Below are 21,767 nucleotides of genomic sequence, written 5' to 3'. Positions count from 1 at the left end.
ATCCATCTCCCTCGTGTAGCCAAGTCTTGCGGCGGGGTCGTCTCGATTCTTCCGCGTGGGATCGATCACGGTTCGGTTCGCGGGTGTAACGCCGCCCGCTACAGCCCGATAAACAGATCGGCACCGCGCAGTTGCCTGACCCCCGACCCGGCAACTGCGCGGGCCTCTTTGTGTGGTGTACCCGGTTCTTCGCGCGGAATGTGCGCTATGCCCGAGCTGTGGCGAGCACTGTCGGTGTGGACCACTATCGTTGGCAGGGACGCGCAGCGGTGCGGGTCCACAATTCAATCGAACGGGGAGGACGGTTCGTGACGAGCCAGCCGAGCACCGGAGGACGCGGCCCACAGGCTGGTGGCGAAGTCGGATGGCGCCAGCTTCTCGGGGCGGAGCGGCCCCAGGCGGCGGACCGGTCGGTCGCTTGGACCGGCGACGAACAGCTCACCCAGCCTCTGCAAACTACCCGGAGGCGGCCCCCGCCACCCGCACCCCGCCGTGCGCCCGCGCGTCGCCCGATCTCGCCCCCGCCGTCGAAACGCCTGGACAGCGCCGTCGTGCGCCGGGTGGGTATCGCGGTGGGCGCGGTGCTGGCGGTCGCCGGTCTCGGCTACGTGGTGGACTGGGTGATGTCCTCGGGCGAGGTCGCGCGTGGCACCGTCGTCGCCGGTGTCGACATCGGCGGCATGGACAAAGCCGCGGCCGATGCGAAGCTGCGCGCCGAACTGGATCCCAGGGCGGGCCGCGAACTGCCGCTGCGCATCGGCGACGTGCAGACCCGCATCGTGCCGAGCGCCGCCGGACTGGCCGTCGACTGGGACGCCACCTGGTCGCGGATCGGCTCCCAGCCGCTCAACCCGTTCACCCGGCTCGCCTCCTTCCTCACCACCCGCGAAGTGTCGATCGTCAGTGCCGTCGACGAACCGGCCCTGGATCGCCAACTCACCGAACTGCGGGTGCACGACCGGCCGTCGGTGGAGGGCACCATCACCTTCCGCAATGCCGAACCCGTCGCGGTGCCTCCGGTTCCGGGCCGGGTGCTCGATGTCGCCGCCGCGCGTACGGAATTGGCCGAGCAGTGGGTCGCCGGCGCCACAGTGGACCTTCTCGTCGTCCCCGCGCCGCTGCAGGTGCGTCCGGAGGCCGTGGACAAGGCCCTGCGCGAGATCGCCCAGCCCGCGGTGCGCTCGCCGATCGCGTTCGCGGGCAAGGGCGCCTCGGGCAGGCTCGATCCGGAGCAGATCGCGTCCGTGCTGGCCTTCGCGCCGGACGGGCAAGGCGGTCTCGCCGCGTCGGTGAATCAGGACGCCGCGACCGGTCTACTCGGGCCGCAACTGGCCACCACGGAGATCGAACCGAAAGACGCGACGTTCGCGGTGGCGGGTGGCAAGGCGTCCGTCGTCCCCGCCGTGATCGGCGACAAGATCAACTGGCCCAAGACCTTCGAACAGCTCACCGCGTTGCTGACCGCGCCGGGCGAGCGGACCGCGCAGGTGGTCTACGAACGGGTCGAACCGAAGCTGACCACCGAGGCCGCACAGGGGCTCGGCGTGGTCGAACCCGTCGGATCGTTCACTACCGGCGGTTTCAGCGGCCCCTCCGGGGTCAACATCCGCACCGTGGCAAAGAAGGTCGACGGCGCGATCGTGAAGCCGGGAGACACGTTCTCGCTCAACGACTTCACCGGTCCGCGCGGCACGGCGGAGGGATACGTCGAGTCCGGCATCATCGACCACGGTCGTCCCAGCACCGCCGTCGGCGGCGGCATCAGCCAGTTCGCCACCACGCTCTACAACGCGGCGTATTTCGCGGGTCTCGAGGACGCGGGTCACACCGAGCACAGCTACTACATCTCCCGCTACCCCGCCGCCCGCGAGGCCACCGTCTTCGACGGCGTGATCGACCTGAAATTCCGCAACAACACCCAGACCGGCATCTACATCGAAACCTCGGCGACCGCCACCGAGATCACCGTGCGACTGTGGGGCACGAAGACGGTCGACGTCGAGTCCATCACCGGCGAGAAGACCAAACCGACCGAACCCAACACGGTCACCTTGCCCAAGGGCAAGGACTGCATCGCCTCCGAAGGTGGCCCCGGCTTCACCATCTCCGACACCCGCGTCATCACCGACCACAAAACCGGCCGCGAAGTGTCTCGAAAGACCCGCACGGTGAAGTACGACCCGATCCCGATCGTCAAGTGCGAGTGAGGGAATAGCCCCGAGCACGCGGTTCCCGAATCCGCCCCGCCACGCACCGGAGGGGCGGATTCGTCGTCTTCACAACGGAGTTCGCATCAGCAACACGTTGTACTGGGTGTGCTGGGTGACCACGAAGTAGAGGTCGCGGCCGGTTTGATACGGATAGATCATCGGCGCGTACGCGGTGGGAAGCGCGCGGGCGTCGATGAGCACGCGCGGTTCGCTCCACGGCCCTTCCGGAGCCGGTGCGGTGCGCAGGACGACGCTGTTGGCCGGATCGGTGGTCAACATGACGTACTGGCCCAGATAGTCGTTCCACATCACCGAGAGTTCCGCGACGCCGCCGACGATCGGAGCCGCCGTCTTGGCGTCGGTGGGTTTCCACTCTCTGCCGTCCCAGTATTCGTAGGCGTCGATATTCGCGATATCGGATTCCTTCGCGCGAGAGACGAATCCGGGATTGTTGCGCCCTGCTGGGGTGCCGTAGCGGTAGACGTAGCCATTCGCCTTCAAGAAGGCGTTCTGCTGGAAGTTCTCGTGGCCGTCGACGTTCGCGCGACGCGTGTGGGTGAGCTGGGCCCACGTGGTGCCGCCGTCACCGGAGGCGGCCAGGGTGGAGAAGTTGGTGTTCCACTTCCCGTGGTCACCCCATTCGCGCACCGACATCAAGCTCATGTACTGCACGCCGCCCACCGAGATGCCCGCGGTGGGAATCAGGCTGATCTCGATGCCGGGAATCTTGGGGCTGGGTATGGGATTCGGCACCACGTCGTCGAAGATGATGCCGTCGGCCGGATCGTGCCTGGAGCTGCGGAACAGCACATTGCTGGTCCAGGCCCAGATGCTGCCCGCGAGGAGATTCGGGATCCCGATGCCCGCGCTGTCGCCGAAGGCGGTGATCATGCGGCCGTTGCCGTCGTCCCACATGATGCCGAGATCCGTGCCGAGCACGTTGACGTTCTGGGTCCGATTCGGGCTGTCCATGCCGGTCACCTGGAACACCGCTCTGGCAGGCCCGGGCAGGTCCGGCAGGCCGTGAATGCCGTTGATCGCCGGAATCGGAATGACGTTGTTCGGGTCGGCTCCGGCGGGCGTGGCGGCGACCAGCGCCAAGACCGCGGCTAGCGCGCCGGCCCCGGTGAGTGCGGACAGCGATCGAGTCATCCGGCAATTCCCTTCCTCTGGGACGCAGTCTGCTCGGTCATTCTGCCCGTTCGCCGCCGCGATGTCGCCTACATCGGTGGGTGGACTCAGCGCGTTCGGCCGATCGTCACCAGCCGGTAAAGCCACCACGGGCGCTCGGGTAGTTCTGGGCTGTAGACCCGCATGCTCATCGATCGGACCCGTCTCGAGGCTGGATCGCGCACCTGCAATCGGCGGCGGGGGAGGTCGGCGGGACGCACTTCGGTGGTCCACATGCGATCCCAATCAGGGGAGCGGCGGCAACGTTCGGCGATCTCCTCGACGCGCTCGCGCGGCGCGAGCGGAGACAGGATACGGAAGGCGTCGACGAGCAGGTGCGCTTCCACGGCCCAGTCCACCATCACCCGGCGGGCCGCCGCGTCGAGGAACATCCACTCCAGCACGTTTCCTCGGGGGAGGGCACCTGGAAAGGCGCGTTCGTAGGCGGAATTGGCTGCCACCAGGTCCTGCGTCGGCATCCGCTGGTAGCAGGCCGGGTCGGGGAAGCTGTGCAGGTCGGCCTGGTCGTCCGGAGTGGGCACGTCGGGGCCGGGTCCGTAGGCGTCCGTGAAGAAATTCGGCAGGGACAGCACGACGATATGTTTGCGGTACCAGATCGGCACCTCCAGCGCGTCGAACAGCTGTTGCAGCAGTGGCTGATTCGGCGCCACCGCGCCTGTCTCGATCTGGTCGAGCACCGCTTCGGTGAGCTCGGCCCGCTCGGCGAGATGGGCGGGCGTCAGCCCCGCGGCGAGGCGTCGTTCGCGCAGATAGGCGCCGATGCCAGTTGCGTTGCGCGTCACCTCGGGCACCTCTGCCGACAATTCTCGTGCCGAACTGTGGGAAGCGGGAGGCTCTTGTCGCTCCCCGGGAGCACGCAATCTACCGGAGAGAATCGGCGTCGAGCGGTGATCGAACGTCACGAATCGACAAATGTAGACGACAACGGCCCGGAGAGGATCTCCGGGCCGTTGTGCCGTTGCGGTGGAACGAAGGTCAGAACGCGGCTTCGTCCAGCTCCATGATGTCGTTGTCCAGGTTGGACAGCACCGCGCGGGTGGCGGTCAGCTCCGGCAGGACGTTGCGGGCGAAGAACTGCGCGACCGCGATCTTGCCGTTGTAGAACGCCGCGTCGGCGCCGGTCGCGCCGTTGTCGAGGGCCGCGATGGCGACCTCGGCCTGACGCAGCAGCTGCCAGCCGATGAGCAGGTCACCGACCGAGAGCAGGAAGCGCACCGAACCGAGGCCGACCTTGTACAGCTCGCTCGGCTGCTCCTGGGCGCCCATCAGGTGGCCGGTGAGCGTGGCGGCCATGGCCTGCACGTCCTCCAGCGCGGTGGCCAGCAGCTTGCGCTCGCCCTTCAGGCGGCCGTTGCCCGCCTCGGCGTCGATGAACTTCTGCACCTGACCGGCCACGTGGGCCAGCGCGACGCCGCGGTCACGAGCGATCTTGCGGAAGAAGAAGTCCTGCGCCTGGATCGCGGTGGTGCCCTCGTACAGCGAGTCGATCTTCGCGTCGCGGATGTACTGCTCGATCGGGTAGTCCTGCAGGAAGCCCGAACCGCCCAGGGTCTGCAGCGACTCGGTCAGGTACTGGTAGGCCCGCTCCGAGCCGACGCCCTTGACGATCGGCAGCAGCAGGTCGTTGACCCGCGCGGCCAGGTCGGCATCCGCACCGGAAACGTGCTGGGCGACATCGGCGTTCTGGTGAGCGGCGGTGTACAGGTACACCGCGCGCAGGCCCTCGGCGTACGCCTTCTGGGTGGCCAGCGAGCGACGGACATCCGGGTGGTGGGTGATGGTCACGCGCGGCGCGGCCTTGTCGGTCATCTTGGTCAGGTCGGCGCCCTGGACCCGCTCCTTGGCGTAGTCCCGCGCGTTCAGGTAACCGGTCGACAGGGTCGCGATGGCCTTGGTGCCCACCATCATGCGAGCGTGCTCGATGACGTCGAACATCTGCGCGATGCCGTTGTGCACCTCGCCGACCAGCCAGCCCTTGGCCGGGATGCCGTGACCGCCGAAGGTGACCTCACAGGTGGCCGAGACCTTCAGGCCCATCTTGTGCTCGACGTTGGTGACGAACACACCGTTGCGCTCGCCCAGCTCACCGGTCTCGTGGTCGAAGTGGAACTTCGGTACGAAGAACAGCGACAGGCCCTTGGTGCCCGGTCCCGCGCCCTCGGGGCGGGCCAGCACCAGGTGCATGATGTTCGGGAACAGGTCGTCGGAGTCGGCGGAGGTGATGAACCGCTTCACGCCCTCGATGTGCCAGGTGCCGTCTTCCTGCTTGATCGCCTTGGTGCGACCGGCGCCGACGTCGGAACCGGCGTCGGGCTCGGTCAGCACCATCGTGGCGCCCCAACCCTGCTCGGCGGCGATCTCCGCCCACTTCTTCTGCTCGTCGGTGGCGTTGTTGTAGAAGATGTTCGCGAAGCCGGGGCCCGCGGCGTACATGAAGGCGGCGGGCTGCGCGCCCAGGATCAGTTCGGCGATCGCCCAGTACGCGGCGCGCGGGATCGGCAGGCCGCCGAGCTCCTCGGCGATGCCGAGCTTGTCCCAGCCGCCGTCCTGCAGGGTGCGGTAGCTCTTCTTGAACGACTCCGGCAGCGTGACCGTGTGGTTCTCGGGGTCGAAGACCGGGGGGTTACGGTCGGCGTCGGCGAACGACTCACCGAGCGGACCCTCGGCCAGGCGGCGCACCTCGTTGAGCATCTCCTTCACCGTGTCGGTGTCGAGATCGCCGTAGGCGCCACTGTCCAGGATCGACCCGAGGCCGAGAACCTCGAAGAGGTTGAACTCCAGGTCGCGGACGTTGCTCTTGTAGTGACCCATTGTCAGTACTCACTCTCCGTTGAGTTGGTGCGGTCGGTATGGTTGCCGTTCCCGCCCGTTGTTCGCTCCACCGGGTAGTCGTGCCGGTTTTCCGCATGCTACTCGCGGGTAACTTATGAGACATATTACCGGCCGGTAATGATTGCGCAAAGAGCTGAGCAGGCAATGTGACGCGTTTTACAGTGTTTGATTTGCCGCGCCTTCGCGCGAACGGCGGATGCTCGGTCTCGCTTCGCTCGAAAGACGTGGTCGGGGTGGGCGACGGCCGCCGCTTGCTCCGATAGTCGCAGGTCGATCACGCGGGGAGCGACGGTGCGGCTTCGGGGGCCCGCCGCGGCAGAATGAGCACAATGCTGATCGAGACGAGTGCGGGGCCGGCTGAGGTCGAGCTCGAACAGCCGCGCAGGCCCGCGTTTCTGCTGCTGCTCACGCATGGTGCGGGGGGAGGGGTGGAGGCGAAGGACCTGCTCGCGGTGCGTGACGTCGCGTTGCGGCTTGGGGGTGGGGTCGCGCGGGTGGTGCAGCCGTATCGGGTGGCTGGGCGGCGGGCGCCGGGTTCGGCGGTCAAGCAGGACGAGGCCTGGCTGGAGATCGTCGCGCGGCTGCGCGGGCGCAAGCGCATCCCGGTGATCCAGGGTGGGCGCAGCAACGGGGCGCGGGTGGCTTGTCGTACCGCCGTCGCGGCACGGGTCCGTGGCGTTCTCGCGCTCTCGTTCCCGCTGCATCCGCCGGGCAAGCCGGAGAACTCGCGCCGGGATGAACTGCTCGCGCCGGGAGACATCGAGGTGGTCGTCGTCAACGGGGCGAACGACCCGTTCGGCATTCCCGACCCCGCCGACGCCGCCGAAGTGCGCGTCATCCCGGGACAGCCGCACGCCTTCCGTGCGGGCTTCGACCTGATCGCCGAGACCGTGACTCCGTGGCTGGAGCGCTGGTCCTGAGTCCTATTCGGCCGGTCGGGTGGCGATGACCAGCGCGTCGATGGCGTCGCCCGTTTCGGTGGGCCGGTAGACGCGGTCGGCGATGCGTACGCGCACCTCGCTCGCCGCCGCGAGCGGGCCGAGGTCGGCGACGATGTCGTCAGGGGTGAACAGGATGGCCGGGTCCTGCGGCCCGCCGCAGCCGTCGGTGATGTTGGTGGTGTCGTGGCCGAGTACGAGCAGGGTGCCTTCCGGAGCCAGCAGCCCGGCCGCCGTGCGCACCAACGCGCGGCGCTGCTCGGCGGGCAGGTGCAGGAAGACCATCAAGACCAGCTCGAACGGTCCGGTGATCCCCGCTTCGTCCAGATCGGTGACATCGGCGCACTGCCAGGTGATGCGATTGCGGACCGAGCGGGACAGCCGCGACGCCACCGTGCGGCCTTTGTCGATGCCGACTTGTGAGTAGTCGACGGCGTGCACCTGCCAGCCGTGCGTGGCGAGCCACAGGGCGTTGCGGCCCTCGCCGCACGCCAGATCGAGAGCGCGCGGGAACTCCGGCGCATCGCCCTCGGGTGTGGCGGCTTGGAGGGGCGCACGGCGTTCCAACCCGTAGACGTGCTCCACCACGGTGTTGTTCGGCGGTGCGCCCCAGACCAATTCCGTTTGCGCGTAGCGCTCGTCCCAGTCGGCCGCATCCATATTTCGAGTCTATTGATCGGGCCACCCGCGCTTCGTGGGGTTGCCCGAGTCAGTCCGATACCTGCGAGAGCCAGTGCACCGGCGTGGTCTCGCGTACGTGGATCAGCACGTCGAACGCATCGGCGAGCGACGAAAGCCGGATATTGGCCGTGGCGTCGGCGGCCGGGTCGTAGACGCCGCTGATGGTGCGCAGTTTCGCCGGGCCGATCAGCCAATCATGGACCGGTTCCGGCGCGGCGGCGTGCAGGTCGACGTAGTAGGCGGGCAGCTCGACTTCGCCCAGCGCGGCGTCCACCAGGTCCGGTTGCGGATTGGGCGCCACGGCCGCGCCGAGGTCGCCGTGATGGAAGCCGATGCCGACGGACACGTATCGTTCGCCCAGCTCAGTGCGCAAATGACTTCCGGTGCCGCGGAATTCGGCCGTACCGAAGACGATCGGAAGGCTGGTGGTGTGCGCGAGGCCGTCCCAGTAGACGATCTTCGCGCCAGTCGAGCGCTGCCATTCCAGCACCGTCTCGGCCGACGGCCGTTCGTCCCTGGCGAACCCTTGGCTCGCGACGCTCTGCCGGTGGAAGTCGCGGATCATGCGGGCGTGGGTGAGCGCCGAGGCGCGCTCGCCGGTATCCGGCAATGTCGTGAGCAGCTCGAGGGCGTCTTCGGCGTGCTCGGCGAACGGGCGGCCGGGGTGGGTGCCTTGATGGCGCTGGACATGTTCGTCGACTTGATGCGCGGTGCGGATCGGCGCGAGATGCGCCTCGATCGCGGCGAGCCGGTCGGGAGCCGCGCGGCGCACGTAGTCGAGTACCGCGTCGTAGTCGCTCGGTTCGGCACGGGGCGGTTCGACGCCGAAGATCCGCACCGGGTCGTCCGGATGCGCCAGGTTGTACGCGCGGATCCAGCGCAGCGTGGCCACCGATTCCTCGGTACGCCACGGACGCCAGGCGCCGGCGAGCACCGATTCGGGGTCGCCCGCGCCCGCGGTGACGAACCGGTCCCACCGTTCGCCGGAACGCGCGCTGTCCTGGATGGCCAGTGCGCGGAAGCCGTGCCGTTCGACGAGCCCGCGCAGCAGCCGCTCGCGCACACCGAAGGTCTGGCGGGAGAACCGCGTCGACTCGCCGAGCCCGACCACCGTGGCGGTGGCGAGCCGCGCGATCAGGCCGTCGAGTTCCGTACCGGGCGAGTCCGGATCGGTGCTGTCGATCGCGATGGCGTTGTCGCGCAACCAGGCGCGGATGTCGACGGTGGTGCTGAGCATGGTGCCTCCCGGAAACGTGAACGATCCAACGCGGTGCAGCCTCGTACATGAACCTTCGTTGAGGTCAAGCGCCGCGTCGGATCGCCGGGTTCCCGGTTACAACGTCGTGCGCATCAGCAGGACGTTGTACTGGCTGTGCACGGTCGTGAGGAAGTACAGATCGCGCCCGGTCTGGTACGGAAAGATGGAAGGCGCGTAGGCGGTGGGCAATTCGCGGGTGTCGATCAGTACTTCGGGATCGCTCCACGGTCCGACCGGATCGGGAGCGCGCCGCATCACCACGGAATTGAATCGATCGGTGGTCAACGAAATGTATTGCCCCAGATAGGCGTTGTACATCACCGACAGTTCGCCGACGCCGAACATGATGGGCGCGGCGGCGTTCACGTCGTTCTTCCGCCAGGCGTGGCCGTCCCAGTATTCGTATTCGGCGAGATTTCCGATGTCGTGCGCGCGCACGCGGGCGACGTGCGCGGTGTGATTGCGTCCGGACCGCGTGCCGTATTCGTAGATGTACCCGCCGTCGGCGAGGAAGGCGTTCATCTGGAAGTTGGCGTCTCCGCCCTCGTTGTTCCGCCGTGTTTCCGGCAGTTCGGCCCATGTCTCGCCGTTGTCCCCGGAGACGGCGAGACCGGAGAAGTTGGTGCTCCACTGGCCGACGTCGTCCCAGGTCCGCACGGACATCAGGCTCATGTACTGCACGCCGTCGACGGCGATGCCCGCGGTCGGGATGCGGCTGATCTCCAGGAACGGGATCTTCGGGCTGGCGATCAGATCGCGCGCCTGCCCGAACACGTCGCGCACCACGCTGTCGAAATAGACGCCCTCGGCCGGATCGGTGGTGTGGCTGCGCAGCAGGATATTGCTGCGCCAGGCCCACATGCTGCCCGCGAGCAGATTCGGGAAACCGACGCCTGCGGTGTCGCCGAACGCCGTGAGCATTTCGCCGCGCCCGTTGTCCCACATGATGCCGAGATCGGTGCCGAGGACGTTGTAGGTCTGAGTGTTGTTCGGGCTGGCCATACCGGTCACCTGGAAGACCGCCTTGGTGCGGCCGAGCAGATTCGGCAATCCGGTCGTGCCGTTGAGCACCGGGATCGGATTGATGGCGTTCGGGTTCGCGATGGCGGGGGTGGTCGCCGTGAAGAACAGGGCCGAGGCGCCCGCCAGCGCCGAGAGCAGGAAGGATGCGGTCTTGATCACGATCTGTGAGCCCTCCGGTTTCTTCCCGAGAGCGGTGCGAAACACGGACGTCCCGCGATACACAGACCCTTCGCAGTGTGCCGCGCACCACTAGTCGACTGGCTGGCAAATCGTGCAAATGGTAGCAGCGGAACCAGTCGCGGGGAGGGTTCTCCAGCAGACTAGCGAATTTGTAGCTAATTCTTGGTAGGGCGGCTGCGCGCCTTGCGGAGAATCAAAGGAAGTTGGGTCGCGCGCTCGACGGCCAGGGTTCGCCGGGTGGATGCTTGCCACGACTTCTCGAAGAGTCGTTTGGCGGCGGCGACCGCGTGCGGCGACCGCGTCGCAAGGCGGTCGGCGAGTTTCTCCGCCTCCACCACGGGGTCCGGCGTCAGCTCGGTGACCAAGCCGATCCGCGCGGCGTAGTCCGCGTCCACTACGTCCGCGGTCATCGTGAGCAAGAGGGCTTTGTCGATGCCGATCAGCCTGGATAGTGTTGCAGCGCCGGTCATATCCGGGATCAGCCCGTGTTTGGCTTCCATGACGGAGAACTCCGCGTCGGGGGTGGCGAAACGGACGTCGGCGGCGAGCGCGAGCTGGAGCCCGCCGCCGTAGCAGCGCCCGTGCACGGCGGCTATCACCGGCACCGGCAGGCGGCGCCAAGCCCAGCACGCCTCCTGGAAGGCATTGGTGCCGCGCCAGGGTAGCGGCACGAAATTCCGAACGATTGCCAATGGATCGCTGATTGCCGCGGAGATATCCAGCCCGCTGCTGAAGCTGGGTCCGTTTCCGGACAGAATGACCGCACGCACATCGCTGCGGTGGGCCACCAGCTTCGCGCTGGCAACCAGCTCGCGGAGCATGTCGATGGTCAGGCCGTTGTGCTTGTCCGGCCGGTCCAGCGTTACGTACGCCCGGTGGTCGTCGAACCGCACTGCGATGTTGGTGCCCATGCTCGGATCTTACTTGTGAGTCAGTTGTCTGGCGCGCACTGTTGCCGTGGTGCCAGGGCTCTGTTCTAATCGGACTCGAGTTACCGTCAACGTTGACGGTTATGGAGCGGAGGTCGCATGCTGCCAGCCGGAATGGACCCGAGGACGCCGGTGCTCGTCGGCGCCGGGCAGGTCGTACACCGACCGGGTGAGCCGGGCCTGCCCGGCCCGGTCGAACTCGCCGCCGAATCCTTGCGCCGCGCGGGCGCCGATAGCGGCGTCGGCGACCGATTGCTGCGTGCGGCCGATGTGATCGCCGCCGTCGCCCCGGTCAGCCGCCCCTACGGTGACCTGGGCGCGCTCGTCGCGGCTGAACTGGGCGTCAGCCCGAGGAGGACCGTGCAGTCGGTGCGTTTCGGCGGTGACGCGCCGCAGCGGCTGCTCAACGCCGTCGCGCAGGTCATCGCCGACGGCCGCTCGGAGGTCGCCCTGCTCACCGGAGCCGAAGCGGTGTACTCCGGGAACACGGCCGCCCGCTCCGGCGCGGCGGTGGACTGGCCGGAACAGCCGGACGGCGTAACACCGGACGAGATCGTCGGCTCCGATCGTGGACCGAACTCGGACATGGAAACCGCCGCGGGGCTGTGGGGCCCGGTGTACTTCTACGCGCTCATGGAGACGGCCCTGCGCCGCAGGCTGGGGTCGAGCGAAGCCGCGCACCGCGAGCGGATCGGCGGACTGTGGTCGCGGCTGTCGGAGATCGCGGCACGCAATCCGTACGCGTGGCAGCCCGCCGCGCAGGCTGCCGCCGACCTGGCGACGCCGGCGCCCGCCAACCGGATGGTGTCGACGCCGTATCCGAAGCTGCTGATCGCCAACCTGACCGTGGACCTGGGCGCCGGGCTCATCCTGTGCAGCGCGGCGGCGGCCGAGGCCGCCGGTGTGCCGCGGGACCGATGGGTGTTCCCGCATGCCGGCGCCACCGCGACCGACGAATGGTTCGTCTCCGAACGAGCGGACATGTCTCGATCGCCCGCGATCGCCGCGGCGGGGAAGGCGGCGCTCGGCGCCGCGGGAATCGCGATAGACGATGTCGCCCACGTCGACCTGTACTCCTGCTTCCCGGTGGCGGTGCAGATCGCGGCCGAGGAACTCGGCCTGCCGATCGACGATCCGGCCCGGCCACTGTCGGTCACCGGTGGTCTCACCTTCGCGGGCGGCCCGGGCAACAACTACACGACGCATTCGATCGCGACGCTGTCCGGCATTCTCCGCGCGGACCCCGGCGCATACGGCTTGGCGACGGCGCTCGGTTGGTACAGCACCAAGCACGGCGTCGGGGTGTACTCGGCGAAGCCGCCCGAGCGGCTGTTCCGTGCCATCGAGGCTGAGGTGCCGGCGGCGCGGCGGGAACCCGCGCCCGGGTACACCGGTCCGGCTACGGTCGAGGCGTACACCGTCGCCTACCGCAAGGGTCCCGCGCCGGACCGTGCCGACGAGCCGGAAGCCGTTGTGGTGAGCGCACTGACACCGGCGGGGACCCGCATACTGGTCCGGGCGTCGGATGCCGACACCCTCGCGGCGTTCACCGCGGGCGACCCGCTCGGCGCGGACGCCGAGATCGCCGCGGACACGTTCACCCTGCTCACCGAGAGGAGCGCCCGATGAACGACTCGGTCCTGATCGAGCGGCGCGACGCGATCACCGTGCTCACGGTCAACCGTCCCGAGGCGCGCAACGCGATCAACCTGGCCACCGCGCAGGCCATCGAGGCCGCTGTCGACGAGTTCGAAGCCGATTCCGCCGCGCGCGTGCTCGTGCTCACCGGTGCGGGCGGAACCTTCAGCGCCGGAATGGATCTCGTGGCCGCGTCGAAAGGCGAGATGCCGATGACGCAGCGCCGTGGCCCGCTCGGCATCACGGCGAAACCCCCGGCGAAACCGATGATCTCCGCCGTCGAGGGTTTCGCGCTGGCCGGTGGTTTCGAGCTGGCGCTCGCGGGCGACCTCATCGTCGCCGCGCGCGACGCGCAGTTCGGCATTCCCGAGGTCAAGCGCGGTCTGGTGGCGGCGGGCGGTGGCGTGCTGCGCCTGACCCAGCGGCTGCCGCGCAGCACCGCCGCCGAACTCGCGCTCACCGGAGGCCGGATCGGCGCCGAGCGGCTCTACCAGCTCGGCCTGGTCAACCGGGTCACCGAGCCGGGTGCGGCGCTGTCGGTGGCGCTCGAATTCGCGGCCGAGATCGTCGCCGCCGCACCACTCGCGGTGGCCGCGAGCAAGCGCATCATCGACGAGTCGCCGGATTGGCCGGTCGCGGAGGGATTCGCGAAGCAGGGCGAAATCGCGCTGCCCGCATTGATTTCCAAGGACGCCGCCGAAGGCGCGCTGGCGTTCGCGCAGAAGCGCGAGCCCCAGTGGCAGGGTCGCTGACGGGCGGGCCCGGACACGTCCGGCAGCCGCAGGCGCAGCGCAGGGAGCGCATGCGCACGCGGCTGCTGGACGCGGCGGTGGAGAGCCTGGTCGAGGTCGGTTACGCGGGCACGACCACGCTCGAGGTGCAGAAGCGGGCGGGTGTGCCGCGGGGAACGTTGCAGCATTATTTCCCCACCAGGGCCGATCTGCTCGCCGGCGCCGTCGAGCATGTGGCGCGACGCCGTTTCGACCAGCTGACAAGCGAGTTCGAAGCGATCCCGGACGACGCGGACCGGCTGGAGACGGCCGTCGAGCTGACCATGCGGATGTTCAGCGGCCCGTCGTTCTGGGCGGCGCTGGAGATGTGGGTGGGCGCGCGAACCGACCCGGAACTGCGGGCGGCCTTCCTGCCGCTCGAGGTCCGCTTGTTCGAACTGATGCACACCAGCATTCGCGACAGCTTCCGGCGCGAGTTCCCCGACGATCCCCGGGTGCCTACGATCACCGAGTTCACCATCGAGATCATGACCGGCTCGGCCCTGCGGGTGCTGCTCACCGGGGACGTGTCCCGCAAGCGGATTCTTCAGCACCGGTGGGGTAATGCTGTGCGCGTCTTGCTCGGCACGGCATCCGCTGACACGTTGCTCGACCCGCCCGCGGGCTGAACGGACGGGCGTCTAGCGCTGGCGGGTGACCGTCTCGAGCAGCACCTGGGCGCATCCGGCCGGGTCGTCGAAGAACGGCGTGTGCCCGCTGCCGTGCAGCGTGACGTGCTCGGCGTCCGGTAGCACGCTGCGCGCCTTGCGGCTCTGGGTCGCGTAGGTGAGCAGGATGTCGCGGCTGCCCCATGCGATGGTCACCGGAATGTCGGCGAGGGAGTCGATTTCGGGCAGCCGGACATCGGTGAACGAGGCGATCGCCTCGTCGAATCCGGCCGCGTCCGCAGCGCCGATGGCCGTGTCCAGCGCCACCTTCGCATCCAGCGCCCAGGGTTTGCCGAAGACCAGGGAGAGGAACACGGTCCGGCCCGCGGCGGTGCCGAGGACGGACGGCAGGGCGGGCCGCAGCTTGCGCGCCAACGCCCGTGACTTGCCCAGCGACTGCTGACACCACACGCGACCGGCGGTGTCCCAGAAGCCGATCGGGGAGTAGGCGGTCACCGAGCGAGCCAGCCCGCGAGCGCCCAATTCCAGCGTGATCAGCCCGCCCATCGAGTTCCCCGCGAGATGCGGTTGTTCGATCCCCTGCGCGGCGAGGAATTCGGCGAGCGCGTCGGTGAGGTTGGGCACCGTGTTGTGCGCGAGCGGGTGCGTCGAACCGCCGAAGCCGGGCAGGTCGACGGCGATCACTTCGTACGACGCGGCCAGTGTGTCGATGATCGGCTCCCACACCTGCCACCGGCTCCCGACCCCGTGTACCAGCACGAGCGGCTCGCCCGCGCCGACGCGGTGATGGTGCAACGTCGTCATGCGCCAACCCTAACAGCAGTCACCTGTCATCAGTTGGTATCGCGCAGCAGCCGCCGACTGGAGTGGCGGGGCGCAGCTATTTCCGACAGTGCGGAATCGACGCGGCCCGTCCCCGTCCGGGGAGTGATCTAGCTCACTGGCTGTCACAGTGCTTGCTCGCGCGGTGTCTGGATGCCGACACGCTGGATACGAAGGAGTTCCCGATGAACATCGCACTGTGGATCGCGACGGCACTGTTGGCCGCGCTCGCCCTCTTCGGCGGCATCACCAAGGCGTACGTTCCGCGAGAGAAGCTCGCCGCGTCACCCGGCGGGGAATGGACCGCGACGGCCGGCGACGGCTTCGTCAAAGGTCTGGGCCTCCTGCAGATCCTGGCGGCGGCCGGTCTGATCCTGCCCGCCGTGCTCGACATCGCGCCGGTGCTGGTGCCGGTCACGGCGGTCTGCTGGGTCGGGCTCATGGTCGGCGCGATGATCACCCACGGCCGGCTCGGGCAGTCCAAGTTCGTCGTGCTGAACTCGGTATATCTCGCGGTCGCGGTGTTCATCGCGTGGGGCCGGTTCGCCCTCGAACCTTTCACGAGCTGACGGCCCGGATCGAACGCAGCCAACCACCGAGGAGAAGGGTCGAGAAGATGAGCGACCACGCGACCGAGGCTTTCGTCGCCCACCGCGACCTGTTGTTCACCGTCGCCTACGAGATGCTCGGCTCGTCCGCCGACGCCGAGGACGTGCTGCAGGAGACCTGGCTGCGCTGGGTGAAAGCCGACACCGAACAGGTGGACGACGAACGTGCCTATTTGGTCCGGATCACTACCCGGCAGTCGCTCAACCGGCTACGCACGATGAAGCGCCGCAGAGAGGCATACGTCGGCCCCTGGCTGCCCGAGCCGATGCTCACCGCACCCGACGTCGCCGAGCATGTCGAACTCGCCGAGAACATCTCGATGGCGATGATGCTCGTCCTCGAGACGCTCTCGCCCACCGAACGTGCTGTCTTCGTGTTGCGCGAGGTCTTCGACCTCGGCTACGAGGAGATCGCGGCCGCGGTCGGCAAGAACCCGCCGACCGTCCGCCAGATCGCGCACCGCGCCCGCCGCCACGTCGAGGCCCGCCGCCCGCGTTCGGTGGTATCGCCCAGCCAGACCCGCGCGTCGGTGGAGGCGTTCGGGCGCGCGCTCGAATCAGGGGATCCACAAGGCGTGCTCGACGTCGTCGCGCCGCATGTCGTCCTCATGAGCGACGGCGGCGGTATCAAGCGAGCCGCGCTGCACCCCGTCATCGGTGCGGAGAAGGTCGCCCGCTACATCACCGGCGGCACCGGCAAGGTCCAGGCCGAGCTCAGCTGCGAAACCATTCTGATCAACGGACACCCGGCACTGGCGCTGCGCCTGGACGGCGTGCTCGACGGCATCATGGCCTTCCACATCGAGGACGACCACATCACCGGCCTCTACTTCGTCGGCAACCCGGAAAAGCTGACCCGCGTCGAGTCCGAGACGCCGCTCGCGTTGCGCTGAATATCGGCAGCGCCGTGGCGGCCGCCACGCGCTCACCGGCAGCGAGCAGTGCGGGTCGCTTCCGGTGGCGCGCTGGGAATCGCCCAGATCGCGCTGACGCGGTCGTCGCCGAGGGCTGGTGCCGGACCCGGCAATATCGGTAGGATAATTGGTATGGCAACGCGTAAGGTCACCCTTTCGCTGGACGAAGCCGCTTGGTCGTATGCCGAGCAGGCGGCCGCCCGCGCGGGAATGTCGCCGTCGGCTTGGATTTCGAAGGCCGCGCGACGGGAGGCCGTGCGCACCGGGGTCGGTCCGGTGTCGGATGTGACCGCCGAGGCCGCCGCGGACGCGGCCGAACTGGCGGCCGCCGAGGAGGCGATGCGTGCGTCGGGGTGAACTGTGGATCTACAACCCGCATGGTTCGCCGCGCCGCCGAACGGTCGTGCTCATCAGCAGTGACGGCATCAACGAATCGCCGCGCCCCTGGTTGATCGCGGCCGAGGTGCTCGAGGACGATCCGCAGGACATCCTCGCGGTTCCGGTGGAGGAACACGGCTGGGTGCATGCCGGGAACATCGGGCGCATCTTCCGCGGTTGGCTGGCCGAGCGGGTGGACGTGGTGGACACCGACACGCTGGAACGGCTCGACACCGCGTTGCGCGCGGCCATGGACCTCTGAGGCCTCCTGGGCAAAGACCGCGCACGACTACCGCTGAAGGCCGGACGGCATTATGGTGGCCACGCCACCGACAGTGGTCAGTCGAGGAAGAGGAGTCAGGTGCGGATCTGCATGATCGCCGCGGCGCTGATCGCGCTGCCGGTGCTCGCGGCATGCGGCAGCGACAAGGACACGGCGGCGCCCACGGTGACGCAGGCCGATCTCGCCAAGTCGTTGCAGGACAAGGGCCTCAAGAACAAGCAACTGGCCGAATGCGCGGCGAAAGTGTTCGTCGACCAGGGCATTTCCCAGGCCGGACTGCGGATCATGATCAGCGACGAGTACGACACCAAGTCTCCCAACCAGGAAACGCTGGGGATGAGCAAAGAGGACGCGGACAAGGCGCGCGCCGCCAGCGGTCGTATCGCGAGCGAGTGCATGTCGGCGGCTCAGACGCGCTGAGTTCCGGCCAGCCGGGGCGGTCGACGATTCGCGTAGCGAGGCGGTGAAGCAGACCGTACGCTGTCGCTACGTCGACGCGGGTGTCGACCAGAAGCCGAGGGTTCGACCGTGTCACAGCCGCCTTTTCCGACATCGCCGAGTCCGGTGGGATCGCCTACCGCGCAACCGATCAGCCCATCCGGTCGCTGGTTCGCGCTGGGTGGCGCGCTGATCGGCCTCGGCGTCATCGGCGGGATCGTCCTCGGCGCTCTCGGCTTCCTGCAGACCTCGGGCCGGATCGACGACTTCCAGCGGGTCAAGGTGCCCGGCTCCGGCATGGTGAACTTGGCGGAGTCCGGCGGCTACACCGTGTACTTCGAGTACGCCGGGGCATCGTCCCGGGGCCCCTCCGGCACGGTCAACCTTCGGGTGCTCGATCCGGACGGCAAGCACCTGGAGTTGCAGAAGTACGACGCGATCATCACGTATTCCTTCGGCAGCCACGAGGGACGGGCCGGGTTCTCGTTCGAGGCCGCGAAGCCGGGCGCCTATCGCGTGACCACGGCGGGTAGTTCCGAGGTGACGGTCGCCATCGGACAGGGTCTCGGCTCGTCGTTCGTCGGCACACTGTTCGGTGCGCTCGCCCTCGGTTTCGGTGGCGTGGTGCTCGGTGTGCTCGTGATCGTGGTGGTGGCGGTCAAGCGAAGTGCGAGCAGGCGCAAGGTCGCCGCGGGATGGTTCGCGGGGCGTCCGGCCGAATACTGAGCGGCCGTCGGAGCTTCGCTGATCACAGCGCGACAGTGAGCTCGATTCGCGCGGCCGATCCGGCTTCGAGCCCCTCGGCGACCCGCACCGCTTTCTTCATCGGCAAGACGTAGGTCGCACGCGACTTGTCCGGAAACAGCGAAGTGGACCACCGGGAGCCGCCGACGACCACATGCACCCGCACGGCGCCGAATCCGCCGGAACGATGGGCGTACCGCTCCTCGATCTCATCGGCCAAGTCTTCGGGCAGCGACACGAAATGCCAAGCGGCATTCCCCTGGTGTTCCCACACTTCCGCCGTGAACGAGTACCGCGAACCAGCCACGTCGCGACTGTAGCGGCGGGCACCGACAGCGGCACCGCGTCGCCCGCGACAGCGCATGTGACTCGGCACCTGCGTCGTCACCGCGCTGACCAACGCACGCGGACAAGCCGACCTGGCTGGGACCTCGCGCACCTGAGCGGTCGATCTCCCCGCTTCGGCGAGCATTTCGATCGCGCTGCGCGCAACCCGTGAGCGACCGCGCGGGGTGCGCGATGGTGGGCTGATGACGACCACCGAGGCGAAATCCACTACCGATTCCGAACTGGATGCGATCTTCGGCCCGATCTTCGACCGGATCGCCCAGGGCGCCGTGACGCGAGAAATCGATCGCACGCTTCCTCATCACGAGGTAGGACTGCTGCGCGCGGCGAAATTCGGCGCGCTGCGCGTTCCGGTCGAGTTCGGCGGCTACGGCGTCACCGTCCGGCAGCTGTTCCGCTTGCTCATCGAACTCGCCGCCGCGGAATCGAATCTGCCGCAAGCGCTGCGGGTGCACTTCTCGTTCGTCGAGGATCAACTCCTTGCGGAGCAAGGGCCCGAGCGGGAGCGGTGGCTGCGCGCGGTGGCCGAAGGCACGCTGGTGGGCAACGCGATCACCGAACCAGGTGTCGGCGCGGTGGACCGCTACCGCACCACGCTGACCGAGGACGGCGGGCGCTGGCTGCTCAATGGTGTCAAGTACTACAGCACGGGATCGCTGTACGCGGACTACATTCTGGCCGCCGCCGACCGGAACGGTGAGCGCGTCGGGGTGCTGGTGGACGCGAACGCCGAGGGAGTGCGTCAGCACGACGACTGGGACGGCTTCGGCCAGCGGCTGACGGCCAGTGGAACAACGGAATTCACCGATGTGGCGGTAAGCGAAGACCGGATCCTCGGCCCCGGCTACGGCGCGCCCGGACCGACCTACGCGACCTCCTACCTGCAACTGGTCCAGCTCGCGGTGCTGGCGGGCATCGCCAAGCGCGCCGAGCGCGATATCCGAGACTGGGTCGCGGCGCGTACCCGCGGCTACACACACTCCGCCGCCGACCTGCCGCGGCACGATCCGCTGGTGCAACAGGTGATCGGGCGGCTGTCGGCGGCCGCGTTCGCCGCCGAGGCCAGTGTGCTCGCCGTCGCCGACGTGCTCGACCACGTGCTGGCGGGCGGCGCGAAGGACGAGAGCGCGGTGGTGGCCGCCGAACTCGCGGCGGCCCGGGCCCAGCTCGCCGTCATCGATCTGGTGCTGCCCGCCACATCGCTGCTGTTCGAAGTGGGTGGCGCATCGGTCGTTTCCGAACAGCTGCGGCTGGATCGGCACTGGCGTAACGCCCGCACCATCTCGGTGCACAACCCGGCGATCCAGAAGGCGCGGGCGATCGGCGATCACCTGCTCAACGGCGCCGATCTGCCGTTCGCCTGGAGCGCGGGCGAGCGTACACCGGCCGGAGGAGCCGCGCAGTGACCCGCCGGATCCGGTTCAACGCATTCGACATGAACTGCGTCGCCCACCAGTCCCCGGGGCTGTGGCGGCATCCCGACGACCAGTCGCACCGCTACAAGGAGCTGGGCTACTGGACGGAGCTGGCGAAGCTGCTCGAACGCGGCCGCTTCGACGGCATCTTCATCGCCGACGTCCTGGGTACCTACGACGTCTACGGCGGCAACGACATCGCCGCGCTGCGCCAAGGCGCGCAGATCCCGGTTGCCGACCCGCTGCTGCTGGTCTCCGCCATGGCGGCGGTGACCGAGCATCTCGGGTTCGGCATCACCACCGGCACCGGATTCGAGCACCCGTACCCGTTCGCGCGGCGGCTGTCCACGCTCGACCATCTCACCAACGGCAGGCTGGGCTGGAATGTGGTGACCGGCTACCTGCCTTCGGCCGCACGCAATTTCGGCGCGGCCGACCAGCTCGACCACGACGAGCGCTACAACCAGGCCGATGAATACCTCGAGGTGCTGTACAAGCTGTGGGAAGGCTCGTGGGAGGACGACGCGGTGGTCCGCGACGCGACCGCGGGCGTCTACGTGGACCCGGCCAAGGTGCACCACATCGGTCATCGCGGCACGCACTACACCGTGCCGGGCATCCACCTGTCGGAGCCGTCGCCGCAACGCACGCCGGTGATCTACCAGGCGGGCGCGTCTCCGCGCGGGGTGCGTTTCGCGGCCGAGAACGCCGAGGCCATCTTCATCGCCGGTCCGTCGAAACGAGTGCTCGCGCAGACGGTTTCCCGGATCAGGGACGCGCTGGCGGCGGCAGGCCGCGCCCGTGACGCCGCGCGCATCTACGCGCTCGCGACGATCATCACCGACGCGACCGACGAGGCGGCGCGGCGCAAGCACGAGGAGTACCTGTCCTACGCCAGTGTCGAGGGCGGCTTGGTGTTCATGTCCGGCTGGATGGGCATCGATCTGTCCCGCTACGACCTCGACGACCCGATCGGCCAAGTCGAAAGCAACGCGATCCAGTCGGCGGTGGCGGCGTTCCAGGAATTCGACGACGACGGGCGGGAATGGACCGTCCGCGACATCGGCAAGTGGGCCGGCATCGGCGGCATGGGCCCGGTCTTCGTCGGTTCCGGGGAGACGGTCGCCGACCTGCTCCAGGAATGGGCCGCCGAAACCGACCTGGACGGCTTCAACCTGGCCTACGCGATCACACCGGGAACGTTCGAAGACATCGTCCGGCACGTCGTCCCGGTACTGACCGCCAGAGGCGCGTACACACCGGAATACACGCCGGGCACGCTACGCAACGCACTGTTCGGCGCGGGTGATCGATTGCCCACGGAACATCGCGGCGCGAGCTACCGCGTGGGCGGTGCGGGATCGACGGCTCTGCCGGATACGGTCTCGCGTCCTGGGGCGACGGTCGAGGCGAGCACCTGATTTCCGGGACGGCGTCACGCCACACAGTTCCGATGGCGGCGGTCGACTGGGCCTACTGTGGATCTACGTGGTGCCGTCGTCCGCCAACGCCAGGCGGTCCGGCGGCTGCTCGGACAT

General features: G+C 68.3%; 22 protein-coding genes. 13 read left to right on the top strand and 9 right to left on the bottom strand.

Translation table 11 applies throughout. The features are described from left to right. The first annotated feature begins 551 nt into the window (after positions 1–551). The gene (locus tag AB0L97_RS02205; RefSeq protein WP_364424760.1) at positions 552–2,207 is read left to right on the top strand and encodes a VanW family protein; all 1,656 of its coding nucleotides are present in this window, start codon (positions 552–554) and stop codon (positions 2,205–2,207) included. Positions 2,208–2,276: 69 nt separating this feature from the next. On the opposite strand, the gene AB0L97_RS02200 is transcribed toward AB0L97_RS02205, so the two are convergent. From AB0L97_RS02200 to AB0L97_RS02190, 3 genes are all read right to left on the bottom strand, one after another. Further along, the gene (locus tag AB0L97_RS02200; protein WP_356962956.1) at positions 2,277–3,362 is read right to left on the bottom strand and encodes a DUF4185 domain-containing protein; all 1,086 of its coding nucleotides are present in this window, start codon (positions 3,360–3,362) and stop codon (positions 2,277–2,279) included. Between the two features lie 86 nt (positions 3,363–3,448). Next, the gene (locus AB0L97_RS02195) at positions 3,449–4,183 is read right to left on the bottom strand and encodes a helix-turn-helix domain-containing protein (protein WP_355071374.1); all 735 of its coding nucleotides are present in this window, start codon (positions 4,181–4,183) and stop codon (positions 3,449–3,451) included. Between the two features lie 193 nt (positions 4,184–4,376). Beyond that, a complete protein-coding gene (locus AB0L97_RS02190; RefSeq protein WP_355071375.1) occupies positions 4,377–6,212 on the bottom strand; it encodes an acyl-CoA dehydrogenase in 1,836 nt (611 codons plus the stop codon). Between the two features lie 350 nt (positions 6,213–6,562). Between AB0L97_RS02190 and AB0L97_RS02185 the strand changes: the two genes are divergently transcribed. After that, positions 6,563–7,153: an alpha/beta family hydrolase gene (locus tag AB0L97_RS02185; RefSeq protein ID WP_355071377.1), complete on the top strand. Its 591-nt coding sequence runs from the start codon at positions 6,563–6,565 to the stop codon at positions 7,151–7,153. 3 nt (positions 7,154–7,156) lie between these two features. Here AB0L97_RS02185 and AB0L97_RS02180 read toward each other — a convergent pair whose 3' ends face one another. The 4 genes from AB0L97_RS02180 to AB0L97_RS02165 form a co-directional block, all read right to left on the bottom strand. Beyond that, positions 7,157–7,831 (bottom strand): class I SAM-dependent methyltransferase, encoded by a 675-nt coding sequence (locus AB0L97_RS02180; protein ID WP_355071379.1) that lies wholly within the window; start codon positions 7,829–7,831, stop codon positions 7,157–7,159. Between the two features lie 49 nt (positions 7,832–7,880). Continuing rightward, positions 7,881–9,089 carry an erythromycin esterase family protein gene (locus AB0L97_RS02175; RefSeq protein WP_364424757.1) on the bottom strand — a complete coding sequence of 403 codons (1,209 nt, stop codon included), beginning with the start codon at positions 9,087–9,089 and terminating at the stop codon, positions 7,881–7,883. A 96-nt stretch (positions 9,090–9,185) separates the two neighbouring features. Continuing rightward, a complete protein-coding gene (locus AB0L97_RS02170) occupies positions 9,186–10,292 on the bottom strand; it encodes a DUF4185 domain-containing protein (protein ID WP_364424755.1) in 1,107 nt (368 codons plus the stop codon). A 176-nt stretch (positions 10,293–10,468) separates the two neighbouring features. Then, positions 10,469–11,224: a crotonase/enoyl-CoA hydratase family protein gene (locus AB0L97_RS02165; protein ID WP_356962948.1), complete on the bottom strand. Its 756-nt coding sequence runs from the start codon at positions 11,222–11,224 to the stop codon at positions 10,469–10,471. 117 nt (positions 11,225–11,341) lie between these two features. Here AB0L97_RS02165 and AB0L97_RS02160 point away from each other — a divergent pair, with 117 nt between their 5' ends. Genes AB0L97_RS02160 through AB0L97_RS02150 form a run of 3 tightly spaced genes read left to right on the top strand, consistent with a single transcriptional unit; the run spans position 11,342 to position 14,279 of the window. Further along, positions 11,342–12,871 carry an acetyl-CoA acetyltransferase gene (locus AB0L97_RS02160; RefSeq protein ID WP_364424753.1) on the top strand — a complete coding sequence of 510 codons (1,530 nt, stop codon included), beginning with the start codon at positions 11,342–11,344 and terminating at the stop codon, positions 12,869–12,871. Beyond that, entirely contained in the window at positions 12,868–13,632 is a 765-nt protein-coding gene (locus tag AB0L97_RS02155; protein ID WP_355071387.1) for a crotonase/enoyl-CoA hydratase family protein, read from the top strand. Before AB0L97_RS02160 ends, AB0L97_RS02155 begins: the two co-directional genes overlap by 4 nt. A gap of 50 nt (positions 13,633–13,682) precedes the next feature. Beyond that, positions 13,683–14,279, top strand: coding sequence for a TetR/AcrR family transcriptional regulator (locus AB0L97_RS02150; RefSeq protein ID WP_364424751.1), 597 nt, complete (start codon positions 13,683–13,685; stop codon positions 14,277–14,279). A 12-nt stretch (positions 14,280–14,291) separates the two neighbouring features. On the opposite strand, the gene AB0L97_RS02145 is transcribed toward AB0L97_RS02150, so the two are convergent. Beyond that, positions 14,292–15,083: an alpha/beta hydrolase gene (locus tag AB0L97_RS02145; RefSeq protein WP_356962942.1), complete on the bottom strand. Its 792-nt coding sequence runs from the start codon at positions 15,081–15,083 to the stop codon at positions 14,292–14,294. A 203-nt stretch (positions 15,084–15,286) separates the two neighbouring features. Between AB0L97_RS02145 and AB0L97_RS02140 the strand changes: the two genes are divergently transcribed. From AB0L97_RS02140 to AB0L97_RS02115, 6 genes are all read left to right on the top strand, one after another. Continuing rightward, the gene (locus tag AB0L97_RS02140; RefSeq protein WP_364424749.1) at positions 15,287–15,670 is read left to right on the top strand and encodes a DoxX family protein; all 384 of its coding nucleotides are present in this window, start codon (positions 15,287–15,289) and stop codon (positions 15,668–15,670) included. Positions 15,671–15,717: 47 nt separating this feature from the next. Continuing rightward, positions 15,718–16,602, top strand: coding sequence for an RNA polymerase sigma-70 factor (locus AB0L97_RS02135; RefSeq protein WP_364424747.1), 885 nt, complete (start codon positions 15,718–15,720; stop codon positions 16,600–16,602). 153 nt (positions 16,603–16,755) lie between these two features. Continuing rightward, positions 16,756–16,980 (top strand): hypothetical protein, encoded by a 225-nt coding sequence (locus AB0L97_RS02130; protein WP_063016531.1) that lies wholly within the window; start codon positions 16,756–16,758, stop codon positions 16,978–16,980. Beyond that, entirely contained in the window at positions 16,967–17,263 is a 297-nt protein-coding gene (locus AB0L97_RS02125; protein WP_355071396.1) for a hypothetical protein, read from the top strand. The genes AB0L97_RS02130 and AB0L97_RS02125 overlap by 14 nt, the downstream gene beginning before the upstream one ends. A gap of 111 nt (positions 17,264–17,374) precedes the next feature. Then, on the top strand, positions 17,375–17,704 hold the full coding sequence (locus AB0L97_RS02120; protein WP_245562771.1) for a hypothetical protein: 330 nt from the start codon (positions 17,375–17,377) through the stop codon (positions 17,702–17,704). A gap of 144 nt (positions 17,705–17,848) precedes the next feature. After that, positions 17,849–18,448 carry a hypothetical protein gene (locus AB0L97_RS02115; RefSeq protein WP_364424744.1) on the top strand — a complete coding sequence of 200 codons (600 nt, stop codon included), beginning with the start codon at positions 17,849–17,851 and terminating at the stop codon, positions 18,446–18,448. A gap of 22 nt (positions 18,449–18,470) precedes the next feature. On the opposite strand, the gene AB0L97_RS02110 is transcribed toward AB0L97_RS02115, so the two are convergent. Further along, positions 18,471–18,773, bottom strand: a complete 303-nt coding sequence (locus tag AB0L97_RS02110; RefSeq protein WP_364424742.1) for a DUF1905 domain-containing protein — start codon at positions 18,771–18,773, stop codon at positions 18,471–18,473. Positions 18,774–18,996: 223 nt separating this feature from the next. Here AB0L97_RS02110 and AB0L97_RS02105 point away from each other — a divergent pair, with 223 nt between their 5' ends. Together AB0L97_RS02105 and AB0L97_RS02100 are read left to right on the top strand one after the other, a co-directional pair. Continuing rightward, a complete protein-coding gene (locus tag AB0L97_RS02105) occupies positions 18,997–20,220 on the top strand; it encodes an acyl-CoA dehydrogenase family protein (RefSeq protein ID WP_364424740.1) in 1,224 nt (407 codons plus the stop codon). Then, positions 20,217–21,650 carry an LLM class flavin-dependent oxidoreductase gene (locus AB0L97_RS02100; RefSeq protein WP_364424739.1) on the top strand — a complete coding sequence of 478 codons (1,434 nt, stop codon included), beginning with the start codon at positions 20,217–20,219 and terminating at the stop codon, positions 21,648–21,650. The genes AB0L97_RS02105 and AB0L97_RS02100 overlap by 4 nt, the downstream gene beginning before the upstream one ends. Positions 21,651–21,767 lie beyond the last annotated feature (117 nt).

Source organism: Nocardia sp. NPDC051911 (assembly GCF_040681035.1).
Classification (GTDB): domain Bacteria; phylum Actinomycetota; class Actinomycetes; order Mycobacteriales; family Mycobacteriaceae; genus Nocardia; species Nocardia sichangensis.
Note: the sequence above shows the minus strand (reverse complement) of the source record. Positions and strands in the feature narration are given on the sequence as shown.

Excerpts from the sequence above, each read along its gene's own strand:
- AB0L97_RS02150 (WP_364424751.1), top strand. The coding sequence starts at position 13,683 with ATGCGCACGCGGCTGCTGGACGCGGCGGTGGAGAGCCTGGTCGAGGTC.
- AB0L97_RS02190 (WP_355071375.1), bottom strand. The coding sequence starts at position 6,212 with ATGGGTCACTACAAGAGCAACGTCCGCGACCTGGAGTTCAACCTCTTC.
- AB0L97_RS02185 (WP_355071377.1), top strand. The coding sequence starts at position 6,563 with ATGCTGATCGAGACGAGTGCGGGGCCGGCTGAGGTCGAGCTCGAACAG.
- AB0L97_RS02105 (WP_364424740.1), top strand. The coding sequence starts at position 18,997 with ATGACGACCACCGAGGCGAAATCCACTACCGATTCCGAACTGGATGCG.
- AB0L97_RS02165 (WP_356962948.1), bottom strand. The coding sequence starts at position 11,224 with ATGGGCACCAACATCGCAGTGCGGTTCGACGACCACCGGGCGTACGTA.
- AB0L97_RS02180 (WP_355071379.1), bottom strand. The coding sequence starts at position 7,831 with ATGGATGCGGCCGACTGGGACGAGCGCTACGCGCAAACGGAATTGGTC.
- AB0L97_RS02160 (WP_364424753.1), top strand. The coding sequence starts at position 11,342 with ATGCTGCCAGCCGGAATGGACCCGAGGACGCCGGTGCTCGTCGGCGCC.
- AB0L97_RS02130 (WP_063016531.1), top strand. The coding sequence starts at position 16,756 with ATGGCAACGCGTAAGGTCACCCTTTCGCTGGACGAAGCCGCTTGGTCG.
- AB0L97_RS02140 (WP_364424749.1), top strand. The coding sequence starts at position 15,287 with ATGAACATCGCACTGTGGATCGCGACGGCACTGTTGGCCGCGCTCGCC.
- AB0L97_RS02120 (WP_245562771.1), top strand. The coding sequence starts at position 17,375 with ATGATCGCCGCGGCGCTGATCGCGCTGCCGGTGCTCGCGGCATGCGGC.
- AB0L97_RS02200 (WP_356962956.1), bottom strand. The coding sequence starts at position 3,362 with ATGACTCGATCGCTGTCCGCACTCACCGGGGCCGGCGCGCTAGCCGCG.
- AB0L97_RS02145 (WP_356962942.1), bottom strand. The coding sequence starts at position 15,083 with ATGACGACGTTGCACCATCACCGCGTCGGCGCGGGCGAGCCGCTCGTG.
- AB0L97_RS02155 (WP_355071387.1), top strand. The coding sequence starts at position 12,868 with ATGAACGACTCGGTCCTGATCGAGCGGCGCGACGCGATCACCGTGCTC.
- AB0L97_RS02135 (WP_364424747.1), top strand. The coding sequence starts at position 15,718 with ATGAGCGACCACGCGACCGAGGCTTTCGTCGCCCACCGCGACCTGTTG.
- AB0L97_RS02175 (WP_364424757.1), bottom strand. The coding sequence starts at position 9,089 with ATGCTCAGCACCACCGTCGACATCCGCGCCTGGTTGCGCGACAACGCC.